Origin of the sequence: Deinococcus sonorensis KR-87, from assembly GCF_040256395.1 — a bacterium.
Taxonomy (GTDB): domain Bacteria; phylum Deinococcota; class Deinococci; order Deinococcales; family Deinococcaceae; genus Deinococcus; species Deinococcus sonorensis.
Genome location: NZ_CP158299.1, coordinates 2880271 through 2903866 on the forward strand (window position 1 = coordinate 2880271; position 23596 = coordinate 2903866).

Here is a 23596-nt window from a genome sequence, read left to right on the forward strand (position 1 = left end):
CTCAAGGTGCGTGCTACAGTACCGCTCAATGCGAAGTCCAGGCGGTACCGGCAGTGCGTTTCTGGCCCTGATGCTGGCGGCGCTGGCCGGAGTGTTGCTGCTGCTGCCGGGGCCCCGCGTGCCCTCGGCGCTGCACCCGCACGCCACCCTGCTGGTGCTGGGCGCAGCTCAGTACAACGGCCACCCCAGTCCCGCCTTCCGGCAGCGGCTGGACCATGCGCTGGCGCTGTACCGCAGCGGTCAGGTGCAGCGGGTGGTGGTGTCGGGCGGGGTGGGGCACGGCGACCGCTACAGCGAGGGGCAGGTGGGGCTGCAGTACCTCCGCCAGCGGGGCGTGCCCGGGTCAGCGCTGCAGGCCGAGACGCACAGCCGCACCACGCTGGAGAACCTGCGCCTCAGCCGGCCGCTGCTGCACGGCCCGGTCACGCTCGTCACCGACGAGGCCCACGCGGCCCGGGCGCTGGCGCTCGCCCACGCCACAGGGCTGCAGGCCAATGTGAGCAGCGTGCCGCTGGGCGCGGGTCACCTGCGCTACCGGCTGCGCGAACGGCTGGCCCTGACCGCCTACAGCGTGCTGGGCGCGGCGCGACTGTAACGGCTCAGCGGTCCAGGTTCGGCAGGCGCACCACCGAGAACCAGAAGTCCTCGAAGGTGCGCACCACGCCGAAAAAGTTGTCGATGTTGACCGGCTTGACGATGTAGGCGCTGGCGAAGTTCTGGTAGCTGCGCATCACGTCCGACTCGGCGTCGGAGGTGGTCAGCATGATCACCGGAATGATGCGCAGTTCCGGGTCCTCCTTGATGGCCTTGAGGGTGCTGACGCCGTCCAGGCGCGGCATGTTGATGTCCAGCAGGATCAGGTCCGGGCGCGCCTGCCCGGCGAAGCGGCCCTGACCGCGCAGGTAGGCCAGCGCGTCCACCCCGTTCTCCACCACGTCCAGATGCACCGCCAGCCGGCCCTGCTCGAACGCCTCGCGCGCCAGGTACACGTCCATATCATTGTCTTCCGCCATCAGGATTCTGATGGGATTCAGGGCATTGTACGTCATGGCGCCTCCTGCAGTTCGCAGACCTGGGCGGCGGGCCGCGTGAGGTCTGGGGTCAGACCCCGCTCCGGAAGCCAGCGGATTCTGCCGGCTCCCTTCCACCAGGTCTCCTGGCTGCCGGCATCATAGCGTGCCTCCACGCTCAGCCGCCGCGGCCCCGGCGCAGCAGCCCCCGCAGTTCCGGGAGCCGCAACGCCAGGGCCAGCGCCAGGTACACCGCCCCCCCTACGCCGCCCGCCAATGCCAGCCCCAGCAGGCCCGGGATGATCGGGCCGGGGGCGGGCAGAACCCGCGAAACCGCGTAGGCGGCCAGCCCGGCCAGCGCCGCGATGGGCAGCACCCGCAGCAGGTGGGCCAGCAGCGCCCGCACCGGAAAGCCCAGCCGGCGGCGGTACATCAGGCCCAGGCTCAGGCCCACCAGCACCCCGGAGATGGTGGTGGCCAGCCCGAAGCCGAAGAAGCCGAACACCGGCGTCAGCAGGCGGTACAGCAGCACCTCCAGCACGAAGCCCACCGCGCTGACCGTGACCGCCTCTGCCACCCGCTCACGCGCGTAGAAGGTCCGCAGCAGGATGGTGTTGATGGCCCACGGCACCAGCGCCAGGGCCCAGCCGGACAGGATGCCGCTGCCGGCCTGGAACTTTTCCAGCTGGCCCGCATTCAGCTGCGAGGTCAGGTTGAACACGCTGACCGCATACCCGGAGAGCGCCACCAGCAGGGCACTGACCGGCGCGGCCAGGAAGGTCACCAGCCGCAGGGCCTGCAGGGTCAGGCCCCGGAACGCGGGCCAGTCCCGGTCGGCGGCGTGCTGCGAGAGCCGGGGAAAGTAGGCCAGCGCCGGGCTCACCACGAACAGGCCGTTGGCCAGGGTGAACAGCGTCTCGGCGTTGCGGTAGCCGGTCACGGTCCCGCGCGAGTACTGGGCGCTGGCGAGCAGCCGCACCACGTACACGTTCAGGATCTGCCGCGCCCCGGCGGTCAGCATGAACGGCAGCATGTTCAGCAGCACCCGCCGCAGCGCCGGATGCCGGATCAGCGCCGGGGTCGGCAGTACCCCGAAGCGGCTCAGGGCCGGCAGCTGCACCACCAGCTGGGCAAAGCCGCCCACCAGCCAGCCGAGCGCCAGCCAGGTGGCGGTGTTGGGGGTGACGAGCAGCGCCGCGATGCTGGCGAGGTTGAAGGCCACCGGCGCGAAGCTGCTCTCGCGGAAGTGCTCGTCGGCATTCAGCAGGCCCATCGCGATGGCCGACAGGCTGATCAGCATCAGGAACGGCACCAGCAGGCGGGTCATGTACACCACCAGCTGGAAGTCGATGTTGCTGCCTGCCGGGATCAGCAGCCGGGCCAGCCACGGCGCCGCCAGCACGCCCAGCGCCAGCAGCAGTAGGTTCACCGCGATCAGCGCGCCGCTGATGGCCCGCGCCAGCACCCGGCGCTCGGCGGCGTCCAGCGACTTGTAGACCGGAATGAATGAGTTGACCAGCGCGCCCTCGGCCAGCAGTTCCCGCAGCAGGTTGGGGATGCTGATGGCCGCGTTGAAGGCGTCGGTGAGGCCCGGCGGCAGCGCGTTGATCACCTGCTGCCGCACGATGCCCGACAGCCTGGAGCCGAGCGTCCCGAGCATCACGACCACGATGTTGCGCCCCGCCGACTTGCGGGGCGGTTCGCCCCCGGCCGGGGTGACGGGCGCCTCCGGTTCCGGCGAGGTCAGGTCGAAGTTGAACGGTTCGGGCGGGCGGGGGGCCGTCATATCAGCCGACACTGTAGCGCCCGCAGCCGGGGCGCTGCCGCTCAGCCCTTCTTCGGCTGAGCCGGGCGCACCTCGACCCGGCTGGGCAGGGTCCGCGGATTCATGTGCAGCAGGTCCACCACGATCTGCGCGATGTCGTCCGGCTGAATTTTCCAGGCGTCGGCGTCCTGGTTCGGCTGATGCCCCCCGAAGAAGGTGGCCACGCTGCCGGGCATGATCTGCGAGACCTTGATGCCCAGCGGGCGCAGGTCCAGCATGATCGCTTCCGAGAAGCCGTTCAGCCCGAACTTGCTGGCGTTGTAGGCGCTGCCGGCCGCAAACGGGTTCTTGCCGGCCAGGCTGCTGAGCGTGATGACGTAGCCGCGGCTGCGGCTCAGCGCCGGCACCGCCGCCTTGACGGTGTAGAAGGCGCCGGTCAGGTTGGTGTCGATCACCTCGCTCCACTGCTCCGGGGTCAGGTCCTGGATCGGGGCGAAGTGGCCCACCCCGGCATTTACGAACAGCACGTCCAGCCCACCGAACGCCTCCACGTGGGCGTCCACGGCTGCCTGCACCGCCGCGAAGTCCCGGACGTCACAGACCGCGCCGCGTGCGCCTTCGCCCAACCGGCCAGCCGCCGCCTCGATCTCCTGGGCGCTGCGGCTGGTGATGGTGACCGTGTAGCCGTCCTGCAACAGCCGCTCGGCGGTCGCGTACCCGATGCCCTTGCTACCGCCGGTGATAAAGGCGCTCCTGGCCGGGGTCCCGTTCGTGTTGGTGGTCATGGCGGTACGCTAACACGCGGCGGAGAGCGGCACCGGATGCGAACCTGCACAGTGCCCGGCGGCCCTCGCCTGTAGCATGGACGGCATGGAACAGCTGCTGGAAACGATGCGGCGGCTCCGGGCGCCGGACGGCTGCCCCTGGGACCGCGAACAGACCCACGAGTCCCTGCGCCCCTACCTGCTGGAGGAGGCCGCTGAGGCGGTGGACGCCATCAGTGCCGGTCAGCTGGATGAGCTGCCGGGCGAACTGGGCGACGTGCTGCTGCAGGTGGCCTTTCACAGCGTGATTGCGGAGGAGGCCGGAACCTTCAGCTACCGGGATGTGGAAGGCCACATCGTGGACAAGTTGGTGCGCCGGCATCCGCACGTGTTTGGCGAGGTGCAGGTCGCGGATGCGGACGAGGTGGTGACCAACTGGCAGGCCATCAAGCGGCAGGAACGTGGCGGCCGGGAACGCACGGTGGCCGAGCAGATTCCGGCGAGCCTGGGGGCACTGGCCCGCGAGGCCCAGGCGCAGAAGCTGCTGAAGGAGGAGCGGGGCGGCGATAAGGTCCTGATTCACGAGGCCTTCAAAGGGCTCACCCCCGACGAGGCCGGCGTAGGCCGCCTGCTCTCGGCCGTGGTTGCCTACGCCCGCGAGCACGGCGTGGACCCGGAAGTGGCCCTGCGCGCCCACACCGACCGCCGACTTCAGGCGGCAGAGCCGGCCCGGTGAGCGACCTGCCCGACGACCCGCTGCAGCGCTGGCTTCTGGCCCGCACCCGTACGCCGCTGGATCTGCCGGAATTCCGGCGGGCGGCGGTGCTGGTGGGCCTGACCCGCGAACCCGACCCACGGGTGCTGCTCACCGTGCGCTCCAGCGACCTGCCCACCCACCAGGGCCAGATCAGCTTTCCCGGCGGCAGCCTGGAAGCGGGCGAGACGCCTCAGCAGGCCGCCCTGCGCGAGGCCTGGGAGGAGGTGGGCCTGGAACCGCAGCTGGTGCGGGTGCTGGGCGAACTGGATGACGTGTTCACCCCGTACCGCTTCCACGTGACGCCGGTGCTGGCCCGGCTGCCGGCCGACCTGAGGCTCTCCCCCACGGCCGAGGTGGCCGAGATCCTGCTGCCCCGGCTCTCGGAACTGCGCCGGATCGTGCCGCGCAGCGAGGAGCGCATTTCACCCCTGAATCAGCCGGTCACGGTGTACCACTATCTGTGGCACGGGCATGACATCTGGGGCATGACTGCGCGGGTGCTGCGCGAAGTGCTGGAAAGCGGCGTGGCCTGAGCGGTGCAGCGGCTCAGCGGGTGCCGCGCCGGCGCAGCAGGGTCCGCAGGCGCTCCGGCGTGACCTGGATGTACGGCATGCTGCCGATGCGGATCACCGGGGCGTCGGCGGGCGGCTCGCCACACTGCGCCAGCGCCAGCTCGATGTTGCCGTCGGCGGTCACCATGCCGGGACTGATCTTGAGCTCCTCCCAGAACACCTCCAGCAGCGCCTCCCTGACGCTGACGTCCAGACCATCGATGCAGAGTTCAATCCGTGTGATCGGCATGAGTGGGCATCTTATCCCGTTTGGCCGCCGCGCGGGACAGGGTGCCCCAGGCTGGGGCGTCTCCCGGAGGAGGGCCCGAGGCCTGGAGCGCCTTGAACATGACGCCAAGCAGTTGGTCGCCAATTCACAGGCTCTGGCGCCCGTCAAAGGTGAGACATCCCGCGCTGATGCCGGGCCGACATACTCTAGAATCACGCTGGAGCAAAAAGATCACACCGACCTGCCGTTTGTGCTGCTCTACCTGCCATTATTCCGCGCCCCACCGCCGAGCACCCAGTTGCGACGTGCAGCGCCCGACCCAGGGGGGAGTCCATGAACAGATACGATGACCGCGCCAGACTCGTTTTTCACTATGCCCGTGAAGAGGGCAACCGGCTCGGCCACGCCATGGTGGGACCCGAACACCTGCTGCTGGGCCTGATGCGTGAGGGCGGCACCGCCGCCGGCCTGCTGGGCGAATTCGGGGCGACCCTGGACGGCCTGCGCCGCCGGGTCGAGGAAATCATCGGGCGTGGTGAGGGCAACCGCCTGAACGACGCGCCCAGCATCACCCCACGCGCCCGCCGCGTGATGGAGCTGGCCAGCCACGAGGCCCGCACCCTGGGCGCCCAGGTGACCAGCACCGAGCACATCCTGCTGGGCATCATCCGCGAGGGTGACGGCGTAGCGTTCCGCATCCTGCAGGAGCTCACCAAGGACGTGGACACCATCCGCTGGCGGGTGCTGGCCCAGTCGGACGGCCAGAAAGCCCCCAAGCCGGTGGCCACCCCGTTCCTGGACGAGTACGGCCGCGACCTGACCAAGCAGGCCCGCGAGGGCAAGCTGGACCCGGTGGTGGGCCGCAGCGAGGAAATCCGCCGACGTCACCCAGATCCTGACGCGCCGCACCAAGAACAACCCCGTGTTGATCGGGGACCCCGGCGTGGGCAAGACCGCCATTGTCGAGGGCCTCGCGCTGGCCATCCACGAGAAGCGCGTGCCACCGAATCTGGCGGGCGTGCGCCTCATCAGCCTGGACCTGTCGGGCGTGGTGGCCGGCACCAAGTACCGCGGCGAGTTCGAGGAGCGGCTGCGCCAGATCATCGAAGAGCTGCGCAACGCCAAGGTGGTGGCCTTCATTGACGAGCTGCACACCCTGGTGGGCGCGGGCGGTGCCGAGGGCACCCTGGACGCCGCCAACATCCTGAAGCCCGCCCTGTCGCGCGGCGAGATTCAGGTGATCGGCGCCACCACCACCGGTGAGTACCACCGCTACATCGAGAAGGACGCCGCCCTAGAGCGCCGCTTCCAGCCGGTGATCGTGCTGGAGCCGAGCCCCGCCGATACCCTGGAAATTCTGAAGGGCCTGCGCAGCCGCTATGAGGAGCACCACGGCGTGCAGATCCCAGACGCCGCTCTGGAACTGGCGGTCCGCATTGGGGAGCGCAGCCTGCCGGGCCGCAACTTCCCGGACAAGGCCATCGACCTGATCGACGAGGCCGCCTCGCGAGTGCGCCTGAACATGAGCCTGGGCCAGCCGGTGGCCGAGAACGCCGACGGCGAGCCGTTCGTGTCCCGCGACGACATCGAGAGCGTCATCAACAGCATGGGCGGCATCTACAGCGAGGAGAGCGCCACCCAGCTCAGCGACCTGGAGCACGCGCTGGACGCCCAGGTGTACGGCCAGCCGGACGCCATCAAGGCGCTCAGCAGCGCCCTGCGGCGCGCCCGGGTGGGCCTTGGTGGCCGCACCCGCGTGGCCGCCAGCTTCCTGTTCGTGGGGCCGAGCGGCGTGGGCAAGACGCACCTCGCCAAGGCGCTGGCCACCAGCCTGTTCGGCAGTGAGCGGGCCCTGATCCGGGTGGACATGTCCGAGTTCCAGGAAGCGCACAGCGTCAGCAAGCTGATCGGCTCGCCTCCCGGCTACGTGGGCTACGAGCAGGGCGGGCGCCTGACCGAGGCGGTGCGACGCCAGCCGTTCAGCGTCATTCTGCTGGACGAGATCGAGAAGGCGCACCCGGACGTGTACAACACCTTCCTGCAGGTGCTGGACGACGGCCGCCTCACGGACGGTCTGGGCCGCACCGTGGACTTCCGGCGCACCATCATCATCATGACCAGCAACACCGGCTTCAACGTCAACCCGACGGTGGGCTTCTCGCCGGTGACGGCCGACAGCAACACCCCGCTGCGGCACATCTTCACCCCCGAGTTCCTGGACCGCCTGGACGACGTGATCCGCTTCCGTCCGCTGGGCGAGGACGAGCTGGTGCGAGTGGCCGACCAGTTGCTCGCCGAGATGGTGGAGGAGCTGACCAGCCGCGAGCTGAACGTGACCTTCGACGACGGCGTGGCCGCCTGGCTGGTGGGCAAGCTGAAGGCCCGCAGCCCCAAGCACGCCACCGGCAGCAGCCGGCAGCTGCGGACGCTGGTGCGCGAGGAGATCGAGGACCCGCTGGCCCTGGAGCTGATCGGCAACGAGGGTGAGCAGGTGCGCGTGCGGCTGGGGCCGGATGGCCTGAGCTTCGAGCGCGGCGTGAACGCGCCTCCGCAGATCCTGGCGTAAGCACCAAGCAGGTACCATTGAGCGCCCCGGCTTCGGCCGGGGCGCTCTGTTGCTCTGGCGCGTGCACGAGCAGACGGCAGCCTGTTCCGGGACCGCAGGCGGAGCCGTCCGCCTTCCCCAGCACCTGTCCTGACCTGCCTCTTCCCTATACACTGGCCGAATGACGAAAAGTATTGCCGCCTTTCAGGACGAGTTCGGCCGCATCACCAGCTGGCCCAGCGACCGCCGCCGTGAACACCAGCTGGCGGTGCTGGACCACCTTGCCCGGCTGTTCGAGGGAGGCGTGCGGTATCCGCGCGCCGAAGTCACGCGGACGCTGCAGGAGCACACCACCCTGCCGGACCCGGACATGCTCCTGCAGGAACTGCTGGACGGCGGCTACCTGAGTGCCTCTCCGGACGGTGAAACGATCTGGCACAGCAACGGCCGCTGAGGCCGACTCAGTCCTGCAGCACCTCCACGATCCGTCGGCAGCGGGCCGGATCGAGCGTGAGGCCCACCTCCAGGCCCCAGAGCCAGTAGTCCACGCAGCGCACCAGGGTCCAGGCGCGAGCCAGCGCCGGGTCCAGTTCCGCCACCGCGCAGAGCCGCTGCAGGGCCCACGCCACCCCACCGGCCGCTTCAATGTCGTCCAGGCGCGTCCAGAGCAGCTGGGCCAGCCCGAACTCCGGGGCACCGGCCACCACCATCGGATCAATCGCCAGCCAGGGCTCGCGGTGCCCGGCCAGCACATTGCCGTACCACAGGTCCCGGTGGACCAGCTGCCGGCCGCTGCTGGGGCCAAGATCAGCCGCGAGGTGCTGCACTTTGCTCAACACGTCCACCGAGCAGGGTTGTCCAGTGGCCTGCCAGCGGGCCCGTGTGGCGTCCGAGGCGAACTGCTCTGCCCACTGGTCCAGGCTGCCCACCGCCGCCGGCGCCGGGACCGTAAGGCGGGCGATCAGCTGAGCGGCCACCTCCAGCGCGTGTGCCACCGAAAGCGTCATCAGCGTGCGGCCCGCATCCAGCCGTTCCAATAATGTGGCGCTACATTCGGGGTTATCGTCCAGCAGCAGGACGGCGCCCCGCCCATTCCAGGCGCGGAGGGCCGCCACCTCCTGCTCGTGCCACTGACGGAGCCACGACAGCTTGAGCACGCACGGCTGCTGCTCACGCTGCACCGGGACCACCAGCGACATTGCCCCGTGAATGGCGGGGTCCGTGACCTGCAGCCCCCACTGTTCACACAGGTGGGCGACCTGCTGTGGGAGTGATGCGGCCCAGCGCAGGCCCGCCTCTCCGTTCAGCTGGCGCACCACCTCCAGAAACGACGCCGGCAGCGAGATCATTGCCTGCACTGTACTGTCCGGCCCCTCGCCCCACACTGCAATCCATTTCGCTCTGAACAGAACGAAGCTGAGCTAGACTACCCTCAATGCCCAAAGTCGTCACCAAATACGTCTGCACCTCCTGCGGCTACCAGTCGGCCAAGCCGCTGGGCCGCTGCCCCAACTGTCAGGCCTGGAACAGCTTCGAGGAGGAACTGCCCAGCGTGGCTGCGGCGTCCACCAAGGGGGGGTACGGCGGCGTGGCGGGCGGACGGCTCACCCCGCTGAGTGCGGTGGGGCGGCGGGAGGAGCCGCGCACGCCCAGCGGGATTCTGGAGCTGGACCGGGTGCTGGGCGGCGGGCTGGTGGCGGGCGGGGTCACGCTGATCGGCGGCGAGCCGGGCATCGGCAAGAGCACCCTGCTGCTGCAGGTCGCGGACCTGATCGCGCGCGGCGGCAACACCGTGCTGTACGTGGCGGGTGAGGAAAGCCTGGAGCAGATCCGGCTGCGCGCCGACCGGCTGGGCGTGCAGGGCGACATCCACCTGACCCGCGACACCCGCGCCGAGGCGATCTTTGCGCTGATGGAGCAGCACCGCCCCACCCTCTGCATCGTGGACAGCATTCAGACCATGACGCTGGACGAGGCGTCCGGGGTGGCCGGCGGGGTGGCCCAGGTGCGTGACGCCACCGCCCTGATCACCCGCGCCGCCAAGGAGACCGGCACCGCCACCGTGCTGGTGGGCCACGTGACCAAGGAAGGCACGGTGGCCGGCCCGAAGGTGATGGAGCACATCGTGGACACCACCGTGTTCCTGGAGTCGGTGGGGAGCTTCCGGCTGCTGCGGAGCGTCAAGAACCGCTTCGGGCAGGCGGGCGAACTTGGCGTGTTCGAGATGCGCGAGTCGGGGCTGGTGGCGGTGGAGAACCCGTCGGCGGCGTTCCTAGCCGAGCGGCCGGTGGGGGTGCCGGGCAGCGTGGTGGCGGCCACCCAGGACGGCCACCGCCCGATGCTGCTGGAGGTGCAGGCGCTGGCCGCCCGCACGCCGTACCCCAACCCGCGCCGGGTGGTAGTGGGCCTGGACCCGCGCCGGGTGGATGTGGTGCTGGCGGTGCTGGAGCGCCGGCTGGACCTGGCGCTGGGCAACCTGGACATCTATGTCAACCTGGCGGGCGGCCTGAAGGTCCCGGACCCGGGCCTGGACCTGGCGGTGGCGCTGGCGGTGTACTCGGCGGTGGTGGGCAAGCCGGTGCCGGGTGCGGTGGCGGTGTTCGGTGAGGTGGGTCTGGCGGGCGAGGTCCGCACCGTGCAGGGCGCGCTCCGCCGGGCCGAGGAGGCGGGCCGGGCCGGGTACACCCGGCTGGTGGTGCCGCCGGGACTGGACGGGGTGGCGGGCATTCGCAGCGTGGAGGAAGCGCTGGGCGTGGTGTGGACCGGTGGCGCGTCATCCGGGGACACCCGCCGCACCTGAACCCGCTAGACTGTCGGGGAATGCCGCTTGTACGAATTTCTACATTATTGTTGGGACTATTGATTGGCTGGCTGGCGGGCCGATGGCTGGCCGCCGTGCAGGGCAGCGAGGCGCACACTGCCCAGGTGAATACCCTGTCGCTGATGATGGGCGGCGCGCTGCTGGCGCTGCTGCTGGCTGACCGCGCCGAGCGGCTGGCGCTGAGTTTCCGCACCAACTTCGGCCGGTGGTACAGCCGGCTGTCCCCCAGCAGCGTCACGGCGGCCACCTTCGCGCTGGCCATCGCGCTGCTGCTGAGCGTGCTGATCAGCAATCTGCTGGGCGGCGTGCCGTACTACCGCTGGTGGTGGAACGTCCTGATCACGCTGGCGCTGGCCGGCTTCTTCGTGCCGTTCGCGCTGCGCAACTCGGAGATCTTCGGGTCGCTGGCCGGGAACCGGGTGCGGCGGCGCAGCGGCGGCAAACTGCTGGACAGCAACGTGATCATTGACGGCCGGCTTGTCGATCTGGTGCGCAGCGGCCTGCTGGAGGGCGATCTGGTGGTGCCGGGCTTCGTGCTGCGCGAGTTGCAGCTGCTCTCGGACCACGGCGATCCGCAGCGCCGGGCCCGGGGCAAGCGCGGCCTGGGCGTGCTGGAGGAGCTGTACGAGGTGGCGCAGCTGCGGGTGGACGACTGGGACGTCAAGGAGCTGAACCTCACCGACGACAAGCTGGTGCGGATGGCCCGCGAAACCGGGGCCAAGATCATCAGCAACGATGCCGGGCTGAGCAAGGTGGCCAAACTGCACGGCGTGAGCATCATCAACCTGAACGAGGCAGCGGTGGCGCTGCGCCCGCAGCTGCAGGTGGGCGACACCCTGCAGGTCACCATCACCAAGGGCGGGCAGCAGGCCGGACAGGGCGTGGGCTACCTGGAAGACGGCACCATGATGGTGGTGGAGGACGGAGCGAAGTACCGCAACCGCTCGGTGCGGGTGGTGGTGCTCAACAACGTGCAGACCAGCGTGGGCCGGATGGTGTTCGCCAAGGCCGACCCGGAAACCAACAACTGAGCCTCAGGGCGGGTCAACCGGCAGGCGACGAGGTCAGCCGGTAGGGCGTGCCGGGCAGCTCCAGGGTGCCCGGCACCGGCGCCTGAAGCTGGATGTCGGTGGGCAGCAGACGGGCGGCGGTGTCGGTGGGAAACCAAGGCCGCCCCTCCCGCACCAGAATCAGCAGCCCGTGATGATCGCCCACCGGCTGAAAGGTTTCGGAGCCGCCCAGGTACGGGGTGAGTCCCAGCGCCCGGCCCAACGTGGTGGTCGCCGCCGGGACGTCCTGCACCGGGAGGCCCACCTCGCTGATGCTGAGCAGGCATTCCGGGCCGAAGGCGGCGGCGCTGGCGTTGTCGCGGGTGTGCCGAGCAATCAGCTCCAGCACATTGCCCTCCGGGTCCAGGAGGTAGACCATGCTGGCGTTCCACCCCTCGGAAAAGAAGCAGGTCTGGCCCTCCTCTGCCAGCAGCGCCGTGCGTTCTTCCAGCCAGTGCTGCGCCTCCGCCACCTGGTTGGTCGGAATGTCGAAGGCCAGGTGGGCGCCTCCGGCCACCTCGCCCTCACGGAACTCCAGCCGCGACCGGCCCACCTGCACGCTGAGCCGGGTGCCGGAGCGCTCGGTCGTCAGGCCCAGCACGTCGCGGTAAAACGCCTGAAGCGCGCCGAGATCACGGCCCGGCAGCTGAACCGCCTGGATCTGCATGCCCCAGTATGGCCGACCGGCACCTCCAGGTCACAACAAGCTGGGCCCCACACGTCAGGTGTGGGGCCCAGCAGACCAGCGGTCTTCAGTGGTGGTTGGTCGAGCGCTGGCTGCCGAGCCGGCCGCCGCCGCGCGCCGCATCCAGATCAATGGCCCCGTTCTTCTTGAAGACCCGGATCGCCTCGTCGGCCTGCACATCCTGCTGGGCGCGCGCGAACACCAGCACGTGGCCGTCCTTGAGGCTCTGGTAGTAGTCCTCGGCCACCTGGGCCGGCATGCCGAACTGGCGCATCAGCTTGACGTAGTCGCCGTGGTCCGAGCCGGCCAGCGCCCCGAACAGCCCCCCCATGCCGATGCCGCCCAGCGCGCCGAACAGCATGCCGTACAGCCCGCCCGTCTGGTAAATGCGGGTATCGGGAATGATCAGCAGCAGGATCCAGACCGGCACCGTCAGCGCCAGGCCGCCCAGCAGGCCCAGCCACATCCCGCGCAGCACGCTGCCGGAACCGGACGGCGCCCCCTCCTCAGGACTCACGCCGGTTTCCGAAGCGATCTGGTCTTCCTCAACGACGTCCAGCAGGGTAAAGCCCAGGTTGTCAGGACTGTAGCCACGGTCCTGGAGAGCCACCAGGGCGGTGCGGGCCTGGGCCGGTTCACGAAAGAGGGCAACGACGCTTTCCATTGCTCTGGTTGTATCATGCCGGCCCGCTTTGGGGCGAGGGACAAAGCGCACGGCGCCCCCTGACACAGCCTTAAGGCGTCTGGCCCAGCACGTCGTCCGACTCGGTGGCCTCGTCCAGCGCCTCCAGATGGGCCGCGTCGTTGAAGGCCAGCAGCGTGCCGCCCTCCGGCGACAGCAGCACCCGCGTGATGCTGGTGTTGGTGACCGACAGCCGCGCCCAGGCCCGCTCCGACACGCCGCCCAGTGCCAGCCCCACCGCCACCCGCACCACGCCGCCGTGCGTGAACACCAGCACCCGCTGCCCGGCATGCCGCTCCGCCAGCTGCGCGAAGGTGACGCCGGCGCGGGCATACAGGTCCTGCATGCTCTCGCCGCCGGGCCGCCGGGTGAGCCAGGGGTCGGCCCGCAGCGCCTGCAGGTACTCGGGGTGGTCCAGCCGGATCTGCGAGAGCGCCTTGCCGCTCAGCTCGCCCACGTCAATCTCGCGCAGGCCCACGTCGGTCTGGACCGGCGGGGCGCCCGTCAGCCGCTCCGACACGCTCAGCGCCGTATCGAGCGCACGTCTCAGGTCGCTGCTGTACACGCCCCCGAAACTCTGGCCGGTCAGCCGCTCCGCCAGGCTGGCCGCCTGCAGCCGCCCGACCGCACTGAGCGGCACGTCAGACTGGCCCTGGTAGCGGCCCTCCAGGTTCCAGGTGCTCTCGCCGTGCCGGATCACCCAGAACTCGGTGCTGCGGGTGCGCTCCAGGCCGGGCATGCCGGTGGGCGGGCGGTAGTGTGCGGCCTCGCTCACGGCGAATCCAGCAGCGTGACGCCCTGCCCCGGCACCAGCTGTCCGATCTGCCAGGGCTGCTCGCCCGCCGCATTCAGTACCGCCAGCGCCGGGGTGAGCTGCTCGGCCGGCACCATGAACAGGAAGCCCACGCCCATGTTGAGGGCATGGAAGGCGTCCTGGCGGCTGACCTGACCCCGCTCCACGATCAGCTGGAAGAGCGGCGGCACGGTCCAGCTGCCCAGCTGCAGCTGCATGCCAACGCCCTGCGGGAAGATGCGCGGCGGGTTGTCGATCAGGCCGCCGCCGGTGATGTGGGCCATACCGCGCACCTCCACCTCAGCGCGCTGCAGCGCCTCGAAGGCCGCCAGATAGCTGCGGTGGGGGCGCAGCAGCGCCTGCTGGAGGCTCTCGCCCAGCGCCGGGTGGGGCGCGTCCCAGTCCAGGCCGTCCAGCACGCGGCGGGCCAGACTGTAGCCGTTGGTGTGCAGGCCGGTGCTGGGCAGGGCAATCACGGCGTCGCCCGGCTGCAACCGCTCGCCGGTAACCAGGGCCGGGCGATCCACCACGCCCACAATGGTGCCCACGATGTCCAGCTCACCTTCGACGTAGACGCCGGGCATCTCGGCGGTCTCGCCGCCCAGCAGGGCCGCGCCCACCGCTTCGCAGGCGCCGGCCGCCCCGGTCACGAACTCGGCCACCGCCTCCGGGATCAGCCGCCCCATGGCGATGTAGTCCAGAAAGAACAGCGGCCGGGCGCCCTGCACCAGGATGTCGTTGGTGCAGTGGTTGACGATGTCGGCGCCCAGGTGGTCGTAGCGGCCCGCCCGGGCCGCGATCTTGGTCTTGGTGCCCACCCCGTCGGTGCTGGCCACCAGCACCGGATCGGTGAGCCCGCTGAAGCCCGGGCGGAACAGGCCGCCAAATCCGCCCAGGCCGCTGAGCACCTGCCCGCGCAGTCCGGCGGCCTGGTGGGTGCGGGCCACCGCGCCCTTCATCAGCGCCACAGCGCGGTGTCCAGCCTCGATGTCGACGCCGGAGAGCTGGTAGGCGCTGGGCGTGGGGCCTTCGGTATGGTCAGTGTCGTTCGGCATCTGTCGCCGGCCAGTGTACCAGGGTGGCCCGGAGGTCTGGAGGGGCGTTCTGGGCAGGCACGTCCCCGCAGGCCCACAGGTTGAGGGCGGCCGAAGCCGCCCCCGGACACCCTGAGTTTTACGCCTGGAACTGGGCCAGCACCGCTTCCAGACGCGTCTTCTGGGCGCCGAAGTCAGCCACCCGGCGGCGCTCCTCCTCGATCACCTCGGCGGGTGCGCGGGCCACGAAGCCCTCGTTGCCCAGCTTGCCCTCGGCCTGCCGGATCTGCTTCTCCAGCTCGGTCAGTCGCTTGCGCTGCTTGCCCAGCCAGTCCTGCACATCCACAGTGCCTTCCAGCGGCGCCAGCACCGTCACGCCCTGCTCCACCGCGCTGAGGGTGCGGCCCTCCAGCCCGTCCACCAGCGTCACACGGGCGATGCTCTCCACCACGGCGCGGTTGTCCAGCACCGTCGCGGCACCCTCGCCCTCCACCTGCACGCCCAGACGGTCCTGCGGCGAGAGCCCCAGCTCGGCCTTGAGGCTGCGGGCCGCGTTCACGGCGCCGCGCAGCACCTCGAAGGCGCGGCTGGCCTCCTGATCGTGCAGCGCCTCATCCGGGCGCGGCCAGCTGTGCACCGCCAGCTGACGGCGGTGGCCCAGCGCCTCGTACAGCTCGCTGGTGATGAACGGCATGAACGGGTGCAGCATCTTCAGGATGTGCTCCAGCACCGCCTTGACCGTCACCAGCGACCCCAGCTGCCCCGCCTGCAGCGCCGGCTTGGCCGCCTCGATGTACCAGTCACAGAACTCGTCCCAGGTGAAGCTGTACAGCGTGCGGATGGCCGCGCCCAGGTCCAGCGCGTCCAGCTGGGCACTCACCTCGCCCGTCACCTGATCCAGCCGGCTGATGATCCAGCGGTCGGCCAGCGTCAGCAGCTCCGGCTGGGCCCGCACCTGCGCCAGCGCGTCCCGACTGCGGATCGGGTCGCCGGTCCGTTCCCGCACCGCGTGACGCACGTAGCGGGTCAGGTCGTCGCCCCCCGTTTCGCCCAGCAACCCGGCGTCGGCAGCGCGGCCCAGATTCAGCAGCGCGAAGCGGGTGGCGTTCCACAGCTTGTTGGCAAAGTTGCGGCCCTGCTCGAAGCGCCGGGGGTCGTGGCGGATGTCCTGGCCACCCGTCGAGAGGAACGCGAAGGCGAAGCGCGAGGCATCCACGCCGTACTCGTCGAAGAGCGAAAGCGGGTCGATGCCGTTGCCCTTGCTCTTGGACATCTTCTGGCCTTTGCTGTCCAGGTACAGGCCGTGCAGCATCACCTGCGAGAACGGCGCCTGACCGGTCAGGGCGTAGCCGGCCATCTGCATGCGGGCCACCCAGAAGAACAGGATGTCGTAGCCGGTCACCAGCACCTGGGTCGGGTAGAACTTGGCGAAGTCCTCGCTGTCCAGGTCCGGCCAGCCGAGCGTGGAGAACGGCCACAGGTTGCTGGAGAACCAGGTATCAAAGACGTCCGGGTCGCGGCGCAGGTTCAGGTGCGCGTAGCGCGGGTCCTGGTCGCAGTCCAGGTCCGGCTGTTCCGGGTCCGGCACGTACACGTTGCCCTGCTCGTCGTACCACGCTGGAATCTGGTGGCCCCACCACAGCTGACGGCTGATGTTCCAGTCGCGGATGTTCTGCAGCCAGTCGCGGTTGACCTTGCTGTAGCGCTCCGGAATCAGCGTGATGTCGCCGGCGTCCAGCCCGGCCAGCACCGCGTCGGCCAGCGGCCGGGTCTTCACGAACCACTGGGTGCTGACGATCGGCTCCACCGGCACCTTGGTGCGCTCCGAGATGCCGATGGCCGTGACATGGTCCTTCTGCTCCACCAGATCGCCGGCCTGCTCCAGGGCCTTCAGCACGGCTTTTCTGGCCGCAAAGCGCTCCAGGCCCCGGAACTCCTCCGGCACCAGCTCGCCCGCCAGGTTGCCGTCCAGGTCAATGACGCTGGGCCGCGAGAGATTGTGCCGCTCCCCGATCTCGAAGTCGGTGGGGTCGTGGGCCGGGGTGATCTTGAGGGCGCCCACCCCGAAGCCCATCTCGACCGCCTCGTCCGCGATGATCGGAATCAGGCGGCGGGTCAGCGGAATGCGCGCCTTCAGCCCGATCAGGTGCCGGAAGCGCTCGTCGTCCGGGTGCACCGCGATCGCCTGATCCGCGAAGATGGTCTCCGGACGCACCGTGGCAATCCGGATCTCGCCCGGCTCACCGTTGCTGGCCGGCGTGCCGGGGTCGGCCAGCTGATAGCGCAGCGTGGACATCTGCCCTTTGCGCTCCTCGCGGTCGATTTCCAGCTCCGAGAGGGTGGTCTGGCTGGCCGGGTCCCAGTTGACGATGCGCTCGCCCCGGTACGCCAGCCCCTCGTGGTACAGCTTCACGAACTGATGGCGCACCGCCCGGCTGAGCAGTTCGTCCATGGTGAAGCGCTCGCGGGTCCAGTCGGCGCTGACCCCCAGCCGCCGCAGCTGCTCCAGAATCTGCCCGCCCGACTGGGTTTTCCAGCTCCAGATGCGTTCCAGGAACGCTTCCCGGCCCAGGTCGAAGCGGCTCTGCCCCTCCCCCTTCAGCTGCCGCTCCACCACCACCTGGGTGCTGATGCCGGCGTGATCCATGCCGGGCAGATACAGCGTCTCGAAGCCCTGCATGCGCTTGTAGCGGATCAGGGTATCGATCAGGGTGTTGTCCAGGGCGTGGCCCAGGTGCAGGTTGCCGGTCACGTTGGGCGGCGGAATCACGATGGTGAAGGGCGGCTTGCTGCTGGTCGCGTCGGCGCGGAACGGCTCGCGGAACCAGCGCTCGGCCCAGCGGGGCTCGGCGGCAGACGGTTCAAAGGATTTGGGCAGTTCGTTCATACAGACTCCTGAAGATGATGCCAGAGGGCGGGCAGCGCCGTGTCCATGTCCCAGTCCAGGGCCGGGCGGTCCAGCGGAGCCCAGCGGTACTGGAACACCTCGCCGTCCGCCGGGTGGGTCCAGGTTTCCGGCAGCCCGTCCGGGGCCCGGAAGGCAAACGCGTGGCAGACCTGATGCGTCAGGCGCTCCGGCAGCTGCCGCCGCCATTCGTACGACAGCAGGTGCACCGGAGCGCTCAGCCGCAGCCCGGATTCCTCCCACAGCTCGCGCACGGCGGCTTCTGCGGGCGACTCGCCCGGCTCCACGCCGCCGGCCGGGAGCTGCACCCCGGCGTCCGGCACGCCGACGTGGTCAAAGACCAGCAGCCGCTCGCCCTGCACCACAAAACACAAGGCCTTCTCGCGCCGCCGGTCACGCGCCGCACAGGCCCGCGCCAGCTGCATGGATGGAAATTTCTGAATGCCCATAGTCCCCCGTCCGCACACACAACAACGCCCCGCCCGCCTGCTGCTCTGCGGACGAGGCGCCAACTGGTCAGCGTTCCCGTGGTACCACCGCGTTTCCCTGAAATCAGGGCACTCGTGTGCGCTGTGACGGGCGCACCCGGAGGGGTCTAGTGGGCCATGGGCCGTTCTTCCCTCGATACTCGCGGGCGACGTTCTCCGGTGGCGTTCCCGGTCTGCCTCTCAGTCTGGGGCGGGCCTTCCTGTGGGTGCCGGCCGGGTACTCTTCCCGGTCATCGCTGCGGCGAGTATATCAGAGCCGCCGCGTAAGCCATGGCAAGCGGGCACCCTGTCCTACCAGCGGGTGCGCCGCTCCACAAGCCGCAGCAGCACCCGGGCCAGCGCCTGCGGGTCGTGGTGGGCGGTGGGGCCGTGTTCCAATAGGGCGGCCAGCCGCACGCGCGGCCGGATGCGGGTGGAGATGCCCAGCGAGGTGAGCGGCACCGCGCCCTCCTGGGCATAGCGGGCCAGCACATCCGACGGCACCGACTGCTGGTTGACCAGCAGCAGGTCCGGCTTCCGGCCCAGATGCTGCATGATCGCCTCGTCGTGGCGTTCCAAGGCCAGCCCGTCCGTCTCGCCCGGCTCGGTCATGATGGCCGCCACATACACCAGCGGGGCGTCCGAGGCGCGGATGGCCGCCGCGACCTGCGGCACCAGCAGCGCCGGGATGATCGAGGTGTACAGGCTGCCGGGCCCCAGCACGATCAGCTCCGCCTCCCGGATCGCCTCCACCACCGCCGGCAGGGTGGGCAGGTTGGGCGGTTCCAGCCGCACCCGCTCGATGTGGGCCGCCCCCAGCGCGCTGGCCAGCTGACTCTCGCCGCGCACCTCGCGCCCGTCTGACAGCTGCGCCACCAGCGTGGCGGGGGCCGTGGTGGCCGGGTAGACCTTGCCGCGCACCTTCAGCACCTCGTGGACATCCTGCATCGCGCCGGCCAGCCCGCCCTGCTCCTCGGAGAGGGTGGCCAGCATCAGGTTGCCGAAGGTGTGCCCTTCAATGCCCTCGCCGCGGTGAAAGCGGTGCAGCAGCAGCCGGGCCAGCACCGGACTGTCCGAGAGGGCCGCGTAGCAGTCGGTCAGGTCGCCGGGCGCGATCATGTCGAGCGCCTCGCGCAGCCGCCCCGACGAGCCACCGTCGTCCGCCACCGTCACCAGCGCCGTGATGTGCCCGCTGTGCGCCTTGAGCCCGGACAGCAGCTGCGACAGGCCGGTGCCGCCGCCCACCGCCACCACCCGCGCGCCCCTGGAGAGGGTGCGGGTCTGGTGAATCTGGTCCAGCGCCGTGTTCGGGTCGTTGCCGATGGCCTTCAGAATGCTGCGGTTGAGCATCACCATGCTGGTCACGGCGCCCACCAGCGCCAGCAGCGTCACGATCAGGCCCACCATCCACAGCGGCATCACGGTCGGCTCGGTCAGGGCATTGAGGTACAGAATCCAGCGGGTGGCGGCAAAGTGCAGCGGACCGGTCCAGGTCAGGTGCAGGAAACTGAAGGCCCCCACCAGCGAACACACGGCGAACAGCACGAACCAGCGCTTGACTCCCAGGCCGGGAATCAGCCAGCGCACCCGGCCACGGGCGGCCCGGCGCCCACGCAGCCGCAGACGCCAGCGCCGCCGTTGGCCCGGCGGACGCACCTGCGTCATACGTGTTCGCCCAGCGCCATGTCCCGGTGATCGATGATCCTGGCCCCCAGGTCGCCCAGCTCGGCGCGCAGCCGCTCGGCCACCGCCACGCTGCGGTGCTGGCCAACGGTGCAGCCGACCGCCACGCTGTAACTGTGCCGCCCGGCCCCCTTTGCCCGCTCAGCACTCTGGCGCACGTACTCGCGCAGCTGCAGATAGAACGCCTCGCTGTCGGGGCCGTCAAAGACGTAGGCCGCCACCTCCGGGTCCTGCCCGGTGCGCGGCCGCAGCCGGGGGTCGTAGTAGGGGTTGGGCAGCGTCCGTACGTCCAGCACCAGATCGGCGTCGCGGGGGGGCGCATGCTTGAAGCCAAAGGTGGTGAGGCGCAGGTCGAAGTCCTGCTTCACATTCAGCAGCTGGGTGATGTGGGTCGCCAGCTGCGCGCCGGTCAGCCGGGTGGTGTCGATCACGATCTCGGCGAGGCTGCGCAGCACCGCCAGCAGCTCGCGTTCGCGCTGGAAGTCCAGCATCAGGCTGTCCTCGCCCATCGGGTGGGTGCGGCGGGTCAGGTTGTAGCGGCGCAGCAGTTCCTCGTCGTCGGCCTCCAGAAAGATGATGCGCACGTCCTCGCGCCGCTTGAGCCGCTCCAGGCTCGGCTCCACCGCTGCCAGAAACTCGCGGGTGCGGGCGTCGGTGCTGACCGCCACCCGCTCCAGGCCACGGGCGCGCGCCAGGTCGCCCAGCGCGCCCCACAGCTCCGGCGGCAGGTTGTCCACGGCAAAATAGGCGGCGTCTTCCAGGGTCCGCAGCACGGTGCTCTTGCCGCTGCCCGAGAGGCCGGAAACCACGATAAAAGACATGGATTGAGTGTAGCGGCAAGCGGCCCCACGGGCGGCACCACCCGCTCAGTGCCGCGCCCCTCCGCTCCGGTGCAGCAGCGCCATCCCGACCACGATGAACCCGATGCCGCCCAGCGCCAGCCAGTAAAAGGCGTCGCGGAAGGACAGCCAGCCGATCACGGCGGTCAGGCCAGCGCCCACCCCGGACCAGATAGCGGAGGTGAGGCCCAGCGGCAGCACGGTCAGCCCCCGGCAGATCAGAAAGAACGCCGCCGCATCCCCCAGCACCGACGGCAGCAGGCGGGTGCAGCCGGCGCTGGCCCGCAGCGCGCTGGTTCCGACCACCTCCGCGAGGATGGCCAGGGCAAGCATCAGGTAGACACTCATCAGGCGCCCCGTGGCCCGGCACGACCCACCGGACCAGCGGCCGGTCAGGCCGCTGGTCCGCATTCCCCCATTCGGGGCGCGGGCCCACGGCCTACAATGGGCCGGTGCAGCTGCTCTCGCTCTCGACCCTGAACTACCGCAACCTCCAGGACGCCACCCTGCCGTTCCCGGCGGGGGTCAGCGGCCTGTGGGGCGAGAACGGCGCCGGCAAGACCAACCTGCTGGAAGCCGCCTACCTGGCGCTGACCGGCCTCACCGACGCGCCCCGGCTGGAGCAACTGGTGCGCAGCGGTGAGCGTGAGGCGTACGTGCGCGCCGACCTGATGGCCGGCGGCAGCCTCAGCGTGCTGGAGACCGGTGTGGGCCGGGGCCGGCGCACCACCCGGGTGGACGGGGTGCGGGTGCGCGGTCAGGAGCTGCCGCGCGGCAGCGCCGTATGGATCCGCCCGGAAGACTCGGAGCTAGTGTACGGCCCGCCCACCCTGCGCCGCGCGTACCTGGACGCGCTGCTGTCGCGCCTGAGTCCGCGCCACGCCCAGATGCTGCAGCGCTACGACCGCACGCTGGCCCAGCGCAACGCGGCGCTGCGGGCCGGCGAGGACTGGGCCATGGCCGTCTGGGACGAGTCGCTGGTCACGCTGGGCAGCGAGATCATGCAGCTGCGGCGCCGGGCGGCGGGCCGGCTGGCCGAGCTGGCCGCCGCCGCCCACGCGCAGCTGGGCAGCCAGAAGCCGCTGCAGCTGCAGCTGCAGGAATCCACCGACCCCGAGCGTTTCCGCCACGACCTGGGCCGCCGCCGCGCCGAGGAGCTGAGCCGCGGCGCAACGGTGGTGGGACCACACCGCGACGACCTGAACCTGACGCTGGGCGACTTTCCGGCCGGCGATTACGCCAGCCGGGGCGAAGCGCGCACCATCGCGCTGGCGCTGCGCAAAGCCGAGCTGGATCTGCTGACCGAGAAGTTCGGCGAGCAGCCAGTGCTGTTGATTGACGACTTCTCAGCTGAGCTGGACCCGCACCGCCGCGCCTTTCTGCTGCAGCTGGCCGCCAGTGTGCCGCAGGCGATCGTGACCGGCACCGAGGCGTTCCCGGGGGCGGCCCGCACCCTGCACGTGGCGGCCGGCGGCGTGCTGGCGCAGGAGGTGGAGGCGTGAGGTCGCGCACCGGCCGCACCCACCAGATGGCCGGGCTGCTGGGCGAGACGCTGGCCAAGCGGGGCCTGCGGCTGGGCGTCAGCCGTGCCCGCAGCGTGTTGATGTGGCCGCAGGCGGTGGGGCCGGAGATGGCCCGCCTGACCCGCGCGCGCAACCAGCACGGCACGACCCTGTACGTGGAAACCCGCGACAGCGCCCACGCCCACCACTTCACGCTGCAGCGGCACCACTTCCTGGCACGGCTGCAGGCGCTGCTGGGCGACCAGAGCGTCACCGAGTTGCGCTTCGTGGTGGGCACGCTGCCCACCGAGCCCAAGCCGCTGCCGCCCGACCCGCTGCCGGCCCCCGATCTGGTGCGCGCCCGCGAGATGGTGCAGGAGGTGCCGGAGCCGCTGCTGGACGCCGCCCAGCGGGCCGCCGAGGCCATCACCCGTGCCCGGCGCTGGCGGGAGCAGCAGGGCTACCGCACCTGTCCGGTGTGCGGGGAGGCCACCCGCGAGCAGCCGTGCCGCGCCTGCACCCTGACGCTGCAGGACCCGCTGGTGTGCCGCGCGGCGCCACGGCTGGCGCGCGACCCCAGCCTGCTGCTGCGCCTGCCCGACACCCTGGGCGACAGCGGCACCCATGCCGCGCGCCACCTGGCGCTGCAGCAGCTGGCCGCCCAGATGGAACTGCTGGCGCTGGAGTGTGTGCGCAGCGGCGGCGAGCCGCACTACCAGGAGTTTCTGGCCGAGCAGGCGCGGCTGTACGTGGCCCTGCTGCAGCGCCGCAGCCACGCCGTGTTGACCCGCGAGCACCGGCGGCTGCTGCCGGAGCGGGTGCGGCAGGTGCTGGAAGCCGAACAGCCGTAACCCGGACCCGCGCCCAATTGGAGCCTGACCCTCAGGTCAGGGCCGGTCCAGCCGCTACACTCCACACATGGGCCGTGAAGAACACCGGGAAGCCGCGCCGGACCGCATCCGGGCGGCCATCCTGACCATCAGCGACACCCGCACCGAGGCCACCGACACCAGCGGCCAGTACCTGATGCAGCAGCTGGCCGAGCACGGACACGAACTGTCCGGCTACCGCATCGTGAAGGACGACGCGCTGGAGATCCGCAGCACGCTCAACACCCTGATGGCGCATGCCCAGGTGGTGATCAGCAGCGGCGGCACCGGCATCGCCGGGCGCGACGTGACCATTCCGGTGGTGGAGAGCCTGCTGACCAAGCCGATGCCCGGCTTCGGGGAGCTGTTCCGCATGCTGTCGTACCCGCAGGTGAAGGGCGCAGCCATGCTGTCCAGGGCGGTGGGCGGGCTGGCCAACCACACGCTGCTGTTCGCGCTGCCCGGCAGCCTCAACGCGGTGCAGACCGCCTGGGAGGGACTGCTGCGCGACGAGCTGAATCATCTGGTGTTCGAGATGACCCGCCACCTGCAGCCGCTTCACCCGGTGGTGCCGGTCACCGAGGACCTGCCCGAGATGGCCCGGGACGAGCTGCGGGTGCGCCCGCCTGAACTCTGAGCGCAGGAC

At 70.3% G+C, this 23596-nt stretch carries 23 protein-coding genes and 1 pseudogene; 10 read left to right on the forward strand and 14 right to left on the reverse strand.

Annotation, left to right across the window (positions count from 1 at the left end):
* The first annotated feature begins 28 nt into the window (after positions 1 to 28).
* On the forward strand, positions 29 to 595 hold the full coding sequence (locus tag ABOD76_RS19440) for a YdcF family protein (RefSeq protein WP_350243604.1): 567 nt from the start codon (positions 29 to 31) through the stop codon (positions 593 to 595).
* Between the two features lie 4 nt (positions 596 to 599).
* Here ABOD76_RS19440 and ABOD76_RS19445 read toward each other — a convergent pair whose 3' ends face one another.
* The 3 genes from ABOD76_RS19445 to ABOD76_RS19455 form a co-directional block, all read right to left on the reverse strand.
* Complete coding sequence (locus ABOD76_RS19445) at positions 600 to 1049, reverse strand: response regulator (protein WP_350243605.1); 450 nt, start codon at positions 1047 to 1049, stop codon at positions 600 to 602.
* A 139-nt stretch (positions 1050 to 1188) separates the two neighbouring features.
* Positions 1189 to 2796 (reverse strand): murein biosynthesis integral membrane protein MurJ, encoded by a 1608-nt coding sequence (gene murJ / locus ABOD76_RS19450; protein ID WP_380130052.1) that lies wholly within the window; start codon positions 2794 to 2796, stop codon positions 1189 to 1191.
* Between the two features lie 41 nt (positions 2797 to 2837).
* Positions 2838 to 3560 (reverse strand): SDR family oxidoreductase, encoded by a 723-nt coding sequence (locus ABOD76_RS19455; protein WP_350243606.1) that lies wholly within the window; start codon positions 3558 to 3560, stop codon positions 2838 to 2840.
* An 85-nt stretch (positions 3561 to 3645) separates the two neighbouring features.
* Between ABOD76_RS19455 and ABOD76_RS19460 the strand changes: the two genes are divergently transcribed.
* Positions 3646 to 4275 (forward strand): MazG family protein, encoded by a 630-nt coding sequence (locus ABOD76_RS19460; RefSeq protein ID WP_350243607.1) that lies wholly within the window; start codon positions 3646 to 3648, stop codon positions 4273 to 4275.
* The gene (locus tag ABOD76_RS19465; protein ID WP_350243608.1) at positions 4272 to 4829 is read left to right on the forward strand and encodes an NUDIX hydrolase; all 558 of its coding nucleotides are present in this window, start codon (positions 4272 to 4274) and stop codon (positions 4827 to 4829) included. Before ABOD76_RS19460 ends, ABOD76_RS19465 begins: the two co-directional genes overlap by 4 nt.
* 13 nt (positions 4830 to 4842) lie before the next feature.
* Here ABOD76_RS19465 and ABOD76_RS19470 read toward each other — a convergent pair whose 3' ends face one another.
* A complete protein-coding gene (locus ABOD76_RS19470) occupies positions 4843 to 5097 on the reverse strand; it encodes an NAD(P)H-dependent oxidoreductase subunit E (RefSeq protein ID WP_350243609.1) in 255 nt (84 codons plus the stop codon).
* A gap of 312 nt (positions 5098 to 5409) precedes the next feature.
* Here ABOD76_RS19470 and ABOD76_RS19475 point away from each other — a divergent pair.
* Both ABOD76_RS19475 and ABOD76_RS19480 read left to right on the forward strand, forming a co-directional pair.
* A pseudogene (locus ABOD76_RS19475) lies at positions 5410 to 7642 on the forward strand (ATP-dependent Clp protease ATP-binding subunit).
* Between the two features lie 160 nt (positions 7643 to 7802).
* Positions 7803 to 8075 carry a DUF2087 domain-containing protein gene (locus tag ABOD76_RS19480; protein ID WP_350243610.1) on the forward strand — a complete coding sequence of 91 codons (273 nt, stop codon included), beginning with the start codon at positions 7803 to 7805 and terminating at the stop codon, positions 8073 to 8075.
* Between the two features lie 7 nt (positions 8076 to 8082).
* On the opposite strand, the gene ABOD76_RS19485 is transcribed toward ABOD76_RS19480, so the two are convergent.
* On the reverse strand, positions 8083 to 8970 hold the full coding sequence (locus tag ABOD76_RS19485) for an aminoglycoside phosphotransferase family protein (protein WP_350243611.1): 888 nt from the start codon (positions 8968 to 8970) through the stop codon (positions 8083 to 8085).
* A gap of 86 nt (positions 8971 to 9056) precedes the next feature.
* On the opposite strand from ABOD76_RS19485, the gene radA reads away from it, so the two are divergent.
* Positions 9057 to 10421, forward strand: a complete 1365-nt coding sequence (radA, locus tag ABOD76_RS19490) for a DNA repair protein RadA (RefSeq protein WP_350243612.1) — start codon at positions 9057 to 9059, stop codon at positions 10419 to 10421.
* A gap of 20 nt (positions 10422 to 10441) precedes the next feature.
* Positions 10442 to 11473, forward strand: a complete 1032-nt coding sequence (locus tag ABOD76_RS19495; protein ID WP_350243613.1) for a PIN/TRAM domain-containing protein — start codon at positions 10442 to 10444, stop codon at positions 11471 to 11473.
* Positions 11474 to 11486: 13 nt separating this feature from the next.
* Here ABOD76_RS19495 and ABOD76_RS19500 read toward each other — a convergent pair whose 3' ends face one another.
* From ABOD76_RS19500 to ABOD76_RS19540, 9 genes are all read right to left on the reverse strand, one after another.
* Complete coding sequence (locus tag ABOD76_RS19500; protein WP_350243614.1) at positions 11487 to 12158, reverse strand: VOC family protein; 672 nt, start codon at positions 12156 to 12158, stop codon at positions 11487 to 11489.
* 85 nt (positions 12159 to 12243) lie between these two features.
* A complete protein-coding gene (locus ABOD76_RS19505; protein WP_350243615.1) occupies positions 12244 to 12840 on the reverse strand; it encodes a hypothetical protein in 597 nt (198 codons plus the stop codon).
* Between the two features lie 70 nt (positions 12841 to 12910).
* Positions 12911 to 13597, reverse strand: a complete 687-nt coding sequence (locus ABOD76_RS19510) for a histidine phosphatase family protein (protein WP_350245313.1) — start codon at positions 13595 to 13597, stop codon at positions 12911 to 12913.
* 32 nt (positions 13598 to 13629) lie between these two features.
* On the reverse strand, positions 13630 to 14706 hold the full coding sequence (gene purM, locus ABOD76_RS19515; protein WP_350243616.1) for a phosphoribosylformylglycinamidine cyclo-ligase: 1077 nt from the start codon (positions 14704 to 14706) through the stop codon (positions 13630 to 13632).
* Between the two features lie 118 nt (positions 14707 to 14824).
* On the reverse strand, positions 14825 to 17572 hold the full coding sequence (locus tag ABOD76_RS19520; RefSeq protein WP_350243617.1) for a valine--tRNA ligase: 2748 nt from the start codon (positions 17570 to 17572) through the stop codon (positions 14825 to 14827).
* Positions 17569 to 18039: an NUDIX hydrolase gene (locus ABOD76_RS19525; protein ID WP_350243618.1), complete on the reverse strand. Its 471-nt coding sequence runs from the start codon at positions 18037 to 18039 to the stop codon at positions 17569 to 17571. Before ABOD76_RS19525 ends, ABOD76_RS19520 begins: the two co-directional genes overlap by 4 nt.
* Positions 18040 to 18369: 330 nt before the next feature.
* Positions 18370 to 19722: a gluconeogenesis factor YvcK family protein gene (locus ABOD76_RS19530; RefSeq protein ID WP_350243619.1), complete on the reverse strand. Its 1353-nt coding sequence runs from the start codon at positions 19720 to 19722 to the stop codon at positions 18370 to 18372.
* Positions 19719 to 20561, reverse strand: coding sequence for an RNase adapter RapZ (rapZ, locus tag ABOD76_RS19535; RefSeq protein WP_350243620.1), 843 nt, complete (start codon positions 20559 to 20561; stop codon positions 19719 to 19721). The genes ABOD76_RS19530 and rapZ overlap by 4 nt, the downstream gene beginning before the upstream one ends.
* A 45-nt stretch (positions 20562 to 20606) precedes the next feature.
* Positions 20607 to 20927, reverse strand: a complete 321-nt coding sequence (locus tag ABOD76_RS19540; protein ID WP_350243621.1) for a DMT family transporter — start codon at positions 20925 to 20927, stop codon at positions 20607 to 20609.
* Positions 20928 to 21031: 104 nt separating this feature from the next.
* Here ABOD76_RS19540 and recF point away from each other — a divergent pair, with 104 nt between their 5' ends.
* The 3 genes from recF to ABOD76_RS19555 all read left to right on the forward strand — a co-directional run bounded on the left by recF (position 21032) and on the right by ABOD76_RS19555 (position 23587).
* Positions 21032 to 22081: a DNA replication/repair protein RecF gene (gene recF, locus ABOD76_RS19545; RefSeq protein ID WP_350243622.1), complete on the forward strand. Its 1050-nt coding sequence runs from the start codon at positions 21032 to 21034 to the stop codon at positions 22079 to 22081.
* Positions 22078 to 22932 (forward strand): DUF721 domain-containing protein, encoded by an 855-nt coding sequence (locus tag ABOD76_RS19550; protein WP_350243623.1) that lies wholly within the window; start codon positions 22078 to 22080, stop codon positions 22930 to 22932. Before recF ends, ABOD76_RS19550 begins: the two co-directional genes overlap by 4 nt.
* A 67-nt stretch (positions 22933 to 22999) precedes the next feature.
* A complete protein-coding gene (locus ABOD76_RS19555; RefSeq protein ID WP_350243624.1) occupies positions 23000 to 23587 on the forward strand; it encodes a MogA/MoaB family molybdenum cofactor biosynthesis protein in 588 nt (195 codons plus the stop codon).
* The last annotated feature ends 9 nt before the right edge of the window (positions 23588 to 23596 follow it).

What these genes read in the sequence shown, in the direction of transcription:
- ABOD76_RS19510 (WP_350245313.1), bottom strand. Translation starts at nt 13,597, where the DNA reads ATGCCCGGCCTGGAGCGCACCCGCAGCACCGAGTTCTGGGTGATCCGG.
- ABOD76_RS19445 (WP_350243605.1), bottom strand. Translation starts at nt 1,049, where the DNA reads ATGACGTACAATGCCCTGAATCCCATCAGAATCCTGATGGCGGAAGAC.
- ABOD76_RS19555 (WP_350243624.1), top strand. Translation starts at nt 23,000, where the DNA reads ATGGGCCGTGAAGAACACCGGGAAGCCGCGCCGGACCGCATCCGGGCG.
- radA (WP_350243612.1), top strand. Translation starts at nt 9,057, where the DNA reads ATGCCCAAAGTCGTCACCAAATACGTCTGCACCTCCTGCGGCTACCAG.
- ABOD76_RS19480 (WP_350243610.1), top strand. Translation starts at nt 7,803, where the DNA reads ATGACGAAAAGTATTGCCGCCTTTCAGGACGAGTTCGGCCGCATCACC.
- ABOD76_RS19460 (WP_350243607.1), top strand. Translation starts at nt 3,646, where the DNA reads ATGGAACAGCTGCTGGAAACGATGCGGCGGCTCCGGGCGCCGGACGGC.
- ABOD76_RS19440 (WP_350243604.1), top strand. Translation starts at nt 29, where the DNA reads ATGCGAAGTCCAGGCGGTACCGGCAGTGCGTTTCTGGCCCTGATGCTG.
- ABOD76_RS19505 (WP_350243615.1), bottom strand. Translation starts at nt 12,840, where the DNA reads ATGGAAAGCGTCGTTGCCCTCTTTCGTGAACCGGCCCAGGCCCGCACC.
- ABOD76_RS19485 (WP_350243611.1), bottom strand. Translation starts at nt 8,970, where the DNA reads ATGATCTCGCTGCCGGCGTCGTTTCTGGAGGTGGTGCGCCAGCTGAAC.
- ABOD76_RS19520 (WP_350243617.1), bottom strand. Translation starts at nt 17,572, where the DNA reads ATGAACGAACTGCCCAAATCCTTTGAACCGTCTGCCGCCGAGCCCCGC.
- murJ (WP_380130052.1), bottom strand. Translation starts at nt 2,796, where the DNA reads ATGACGGCCCCCCGCCCGCCCGAACCGTTCAACTTCGACCTGACCTCG.
- ABOD76_RS19495 (WP_350243613.1), top strand. Translation starts at nt 10,442, where the DNA reads ATGCCGCTTGTACGAATTTCTACATTATTGTTGGGACTATTGATTGGC.
- ABOD76_RS19500 (WP_350243614.1), bottom strand. Translation starts at nt 12,158, where the DNA reads ATGCAGATCCAGGCGGTTCAGCTGCCGGGCCGTGATCTCGGCGCGCTT.
- rapZ (WP_350243620.1), bottom strand. Translation starts at nt 20,561, where the DNA reads ATGTCTTTTATCGTGGTTTCCGGCCTCTCGGGCAGCGGCAAGAGCACC.
- ABOD76_RS19470 (WP_350243609.1), bottom strand. Translation starts at nt 5,097, where the DNA reads ATGCCGATCACACGGATTGAACTCTGCATCGATGGTCTGGACGTCAGC.
- ABOD76_RS19530 (WP_350243619.1), bottom strand. Translation starts at nt 19,722, where the DNA reads ATGACGCAGGTGCGTCCGCCGGGCCAACGGCGGCGCTGGCGTCTGCGG.
- ABOD76_RS19525 (WP_350243618.1), bottom strand. Translation starts at nt 18,039, where the DNA reads ATGGGCATTCAGAAATTTCCATCCATGCAGCTGGCGCGGGCCTGTGCG.
- ABOD76_RS19540 (WP_350243621.1), bottom strand. Translation starts at nt 20,927, where the DNA reads ATGAGTGTCTACCTGATGCTTGCCCTGGCCATCCTCGCGGAGGTGGTC.
- ABOD76_RS19455 (WP_350243606.1), bottom strand. Translation starts at nt 3,560, where the DNA reads ATGACCACCAACACGAACGGGACCCCGGCCAGGAGCGCCTTTATCACC.
- purM (WP_350243616.1), bottom strand. Translation starts at nt 14,706, where the DNA reads ATGCCGAACGACACTGACCATACCGAAGGCCCCACGCCCAGCGCCTAC.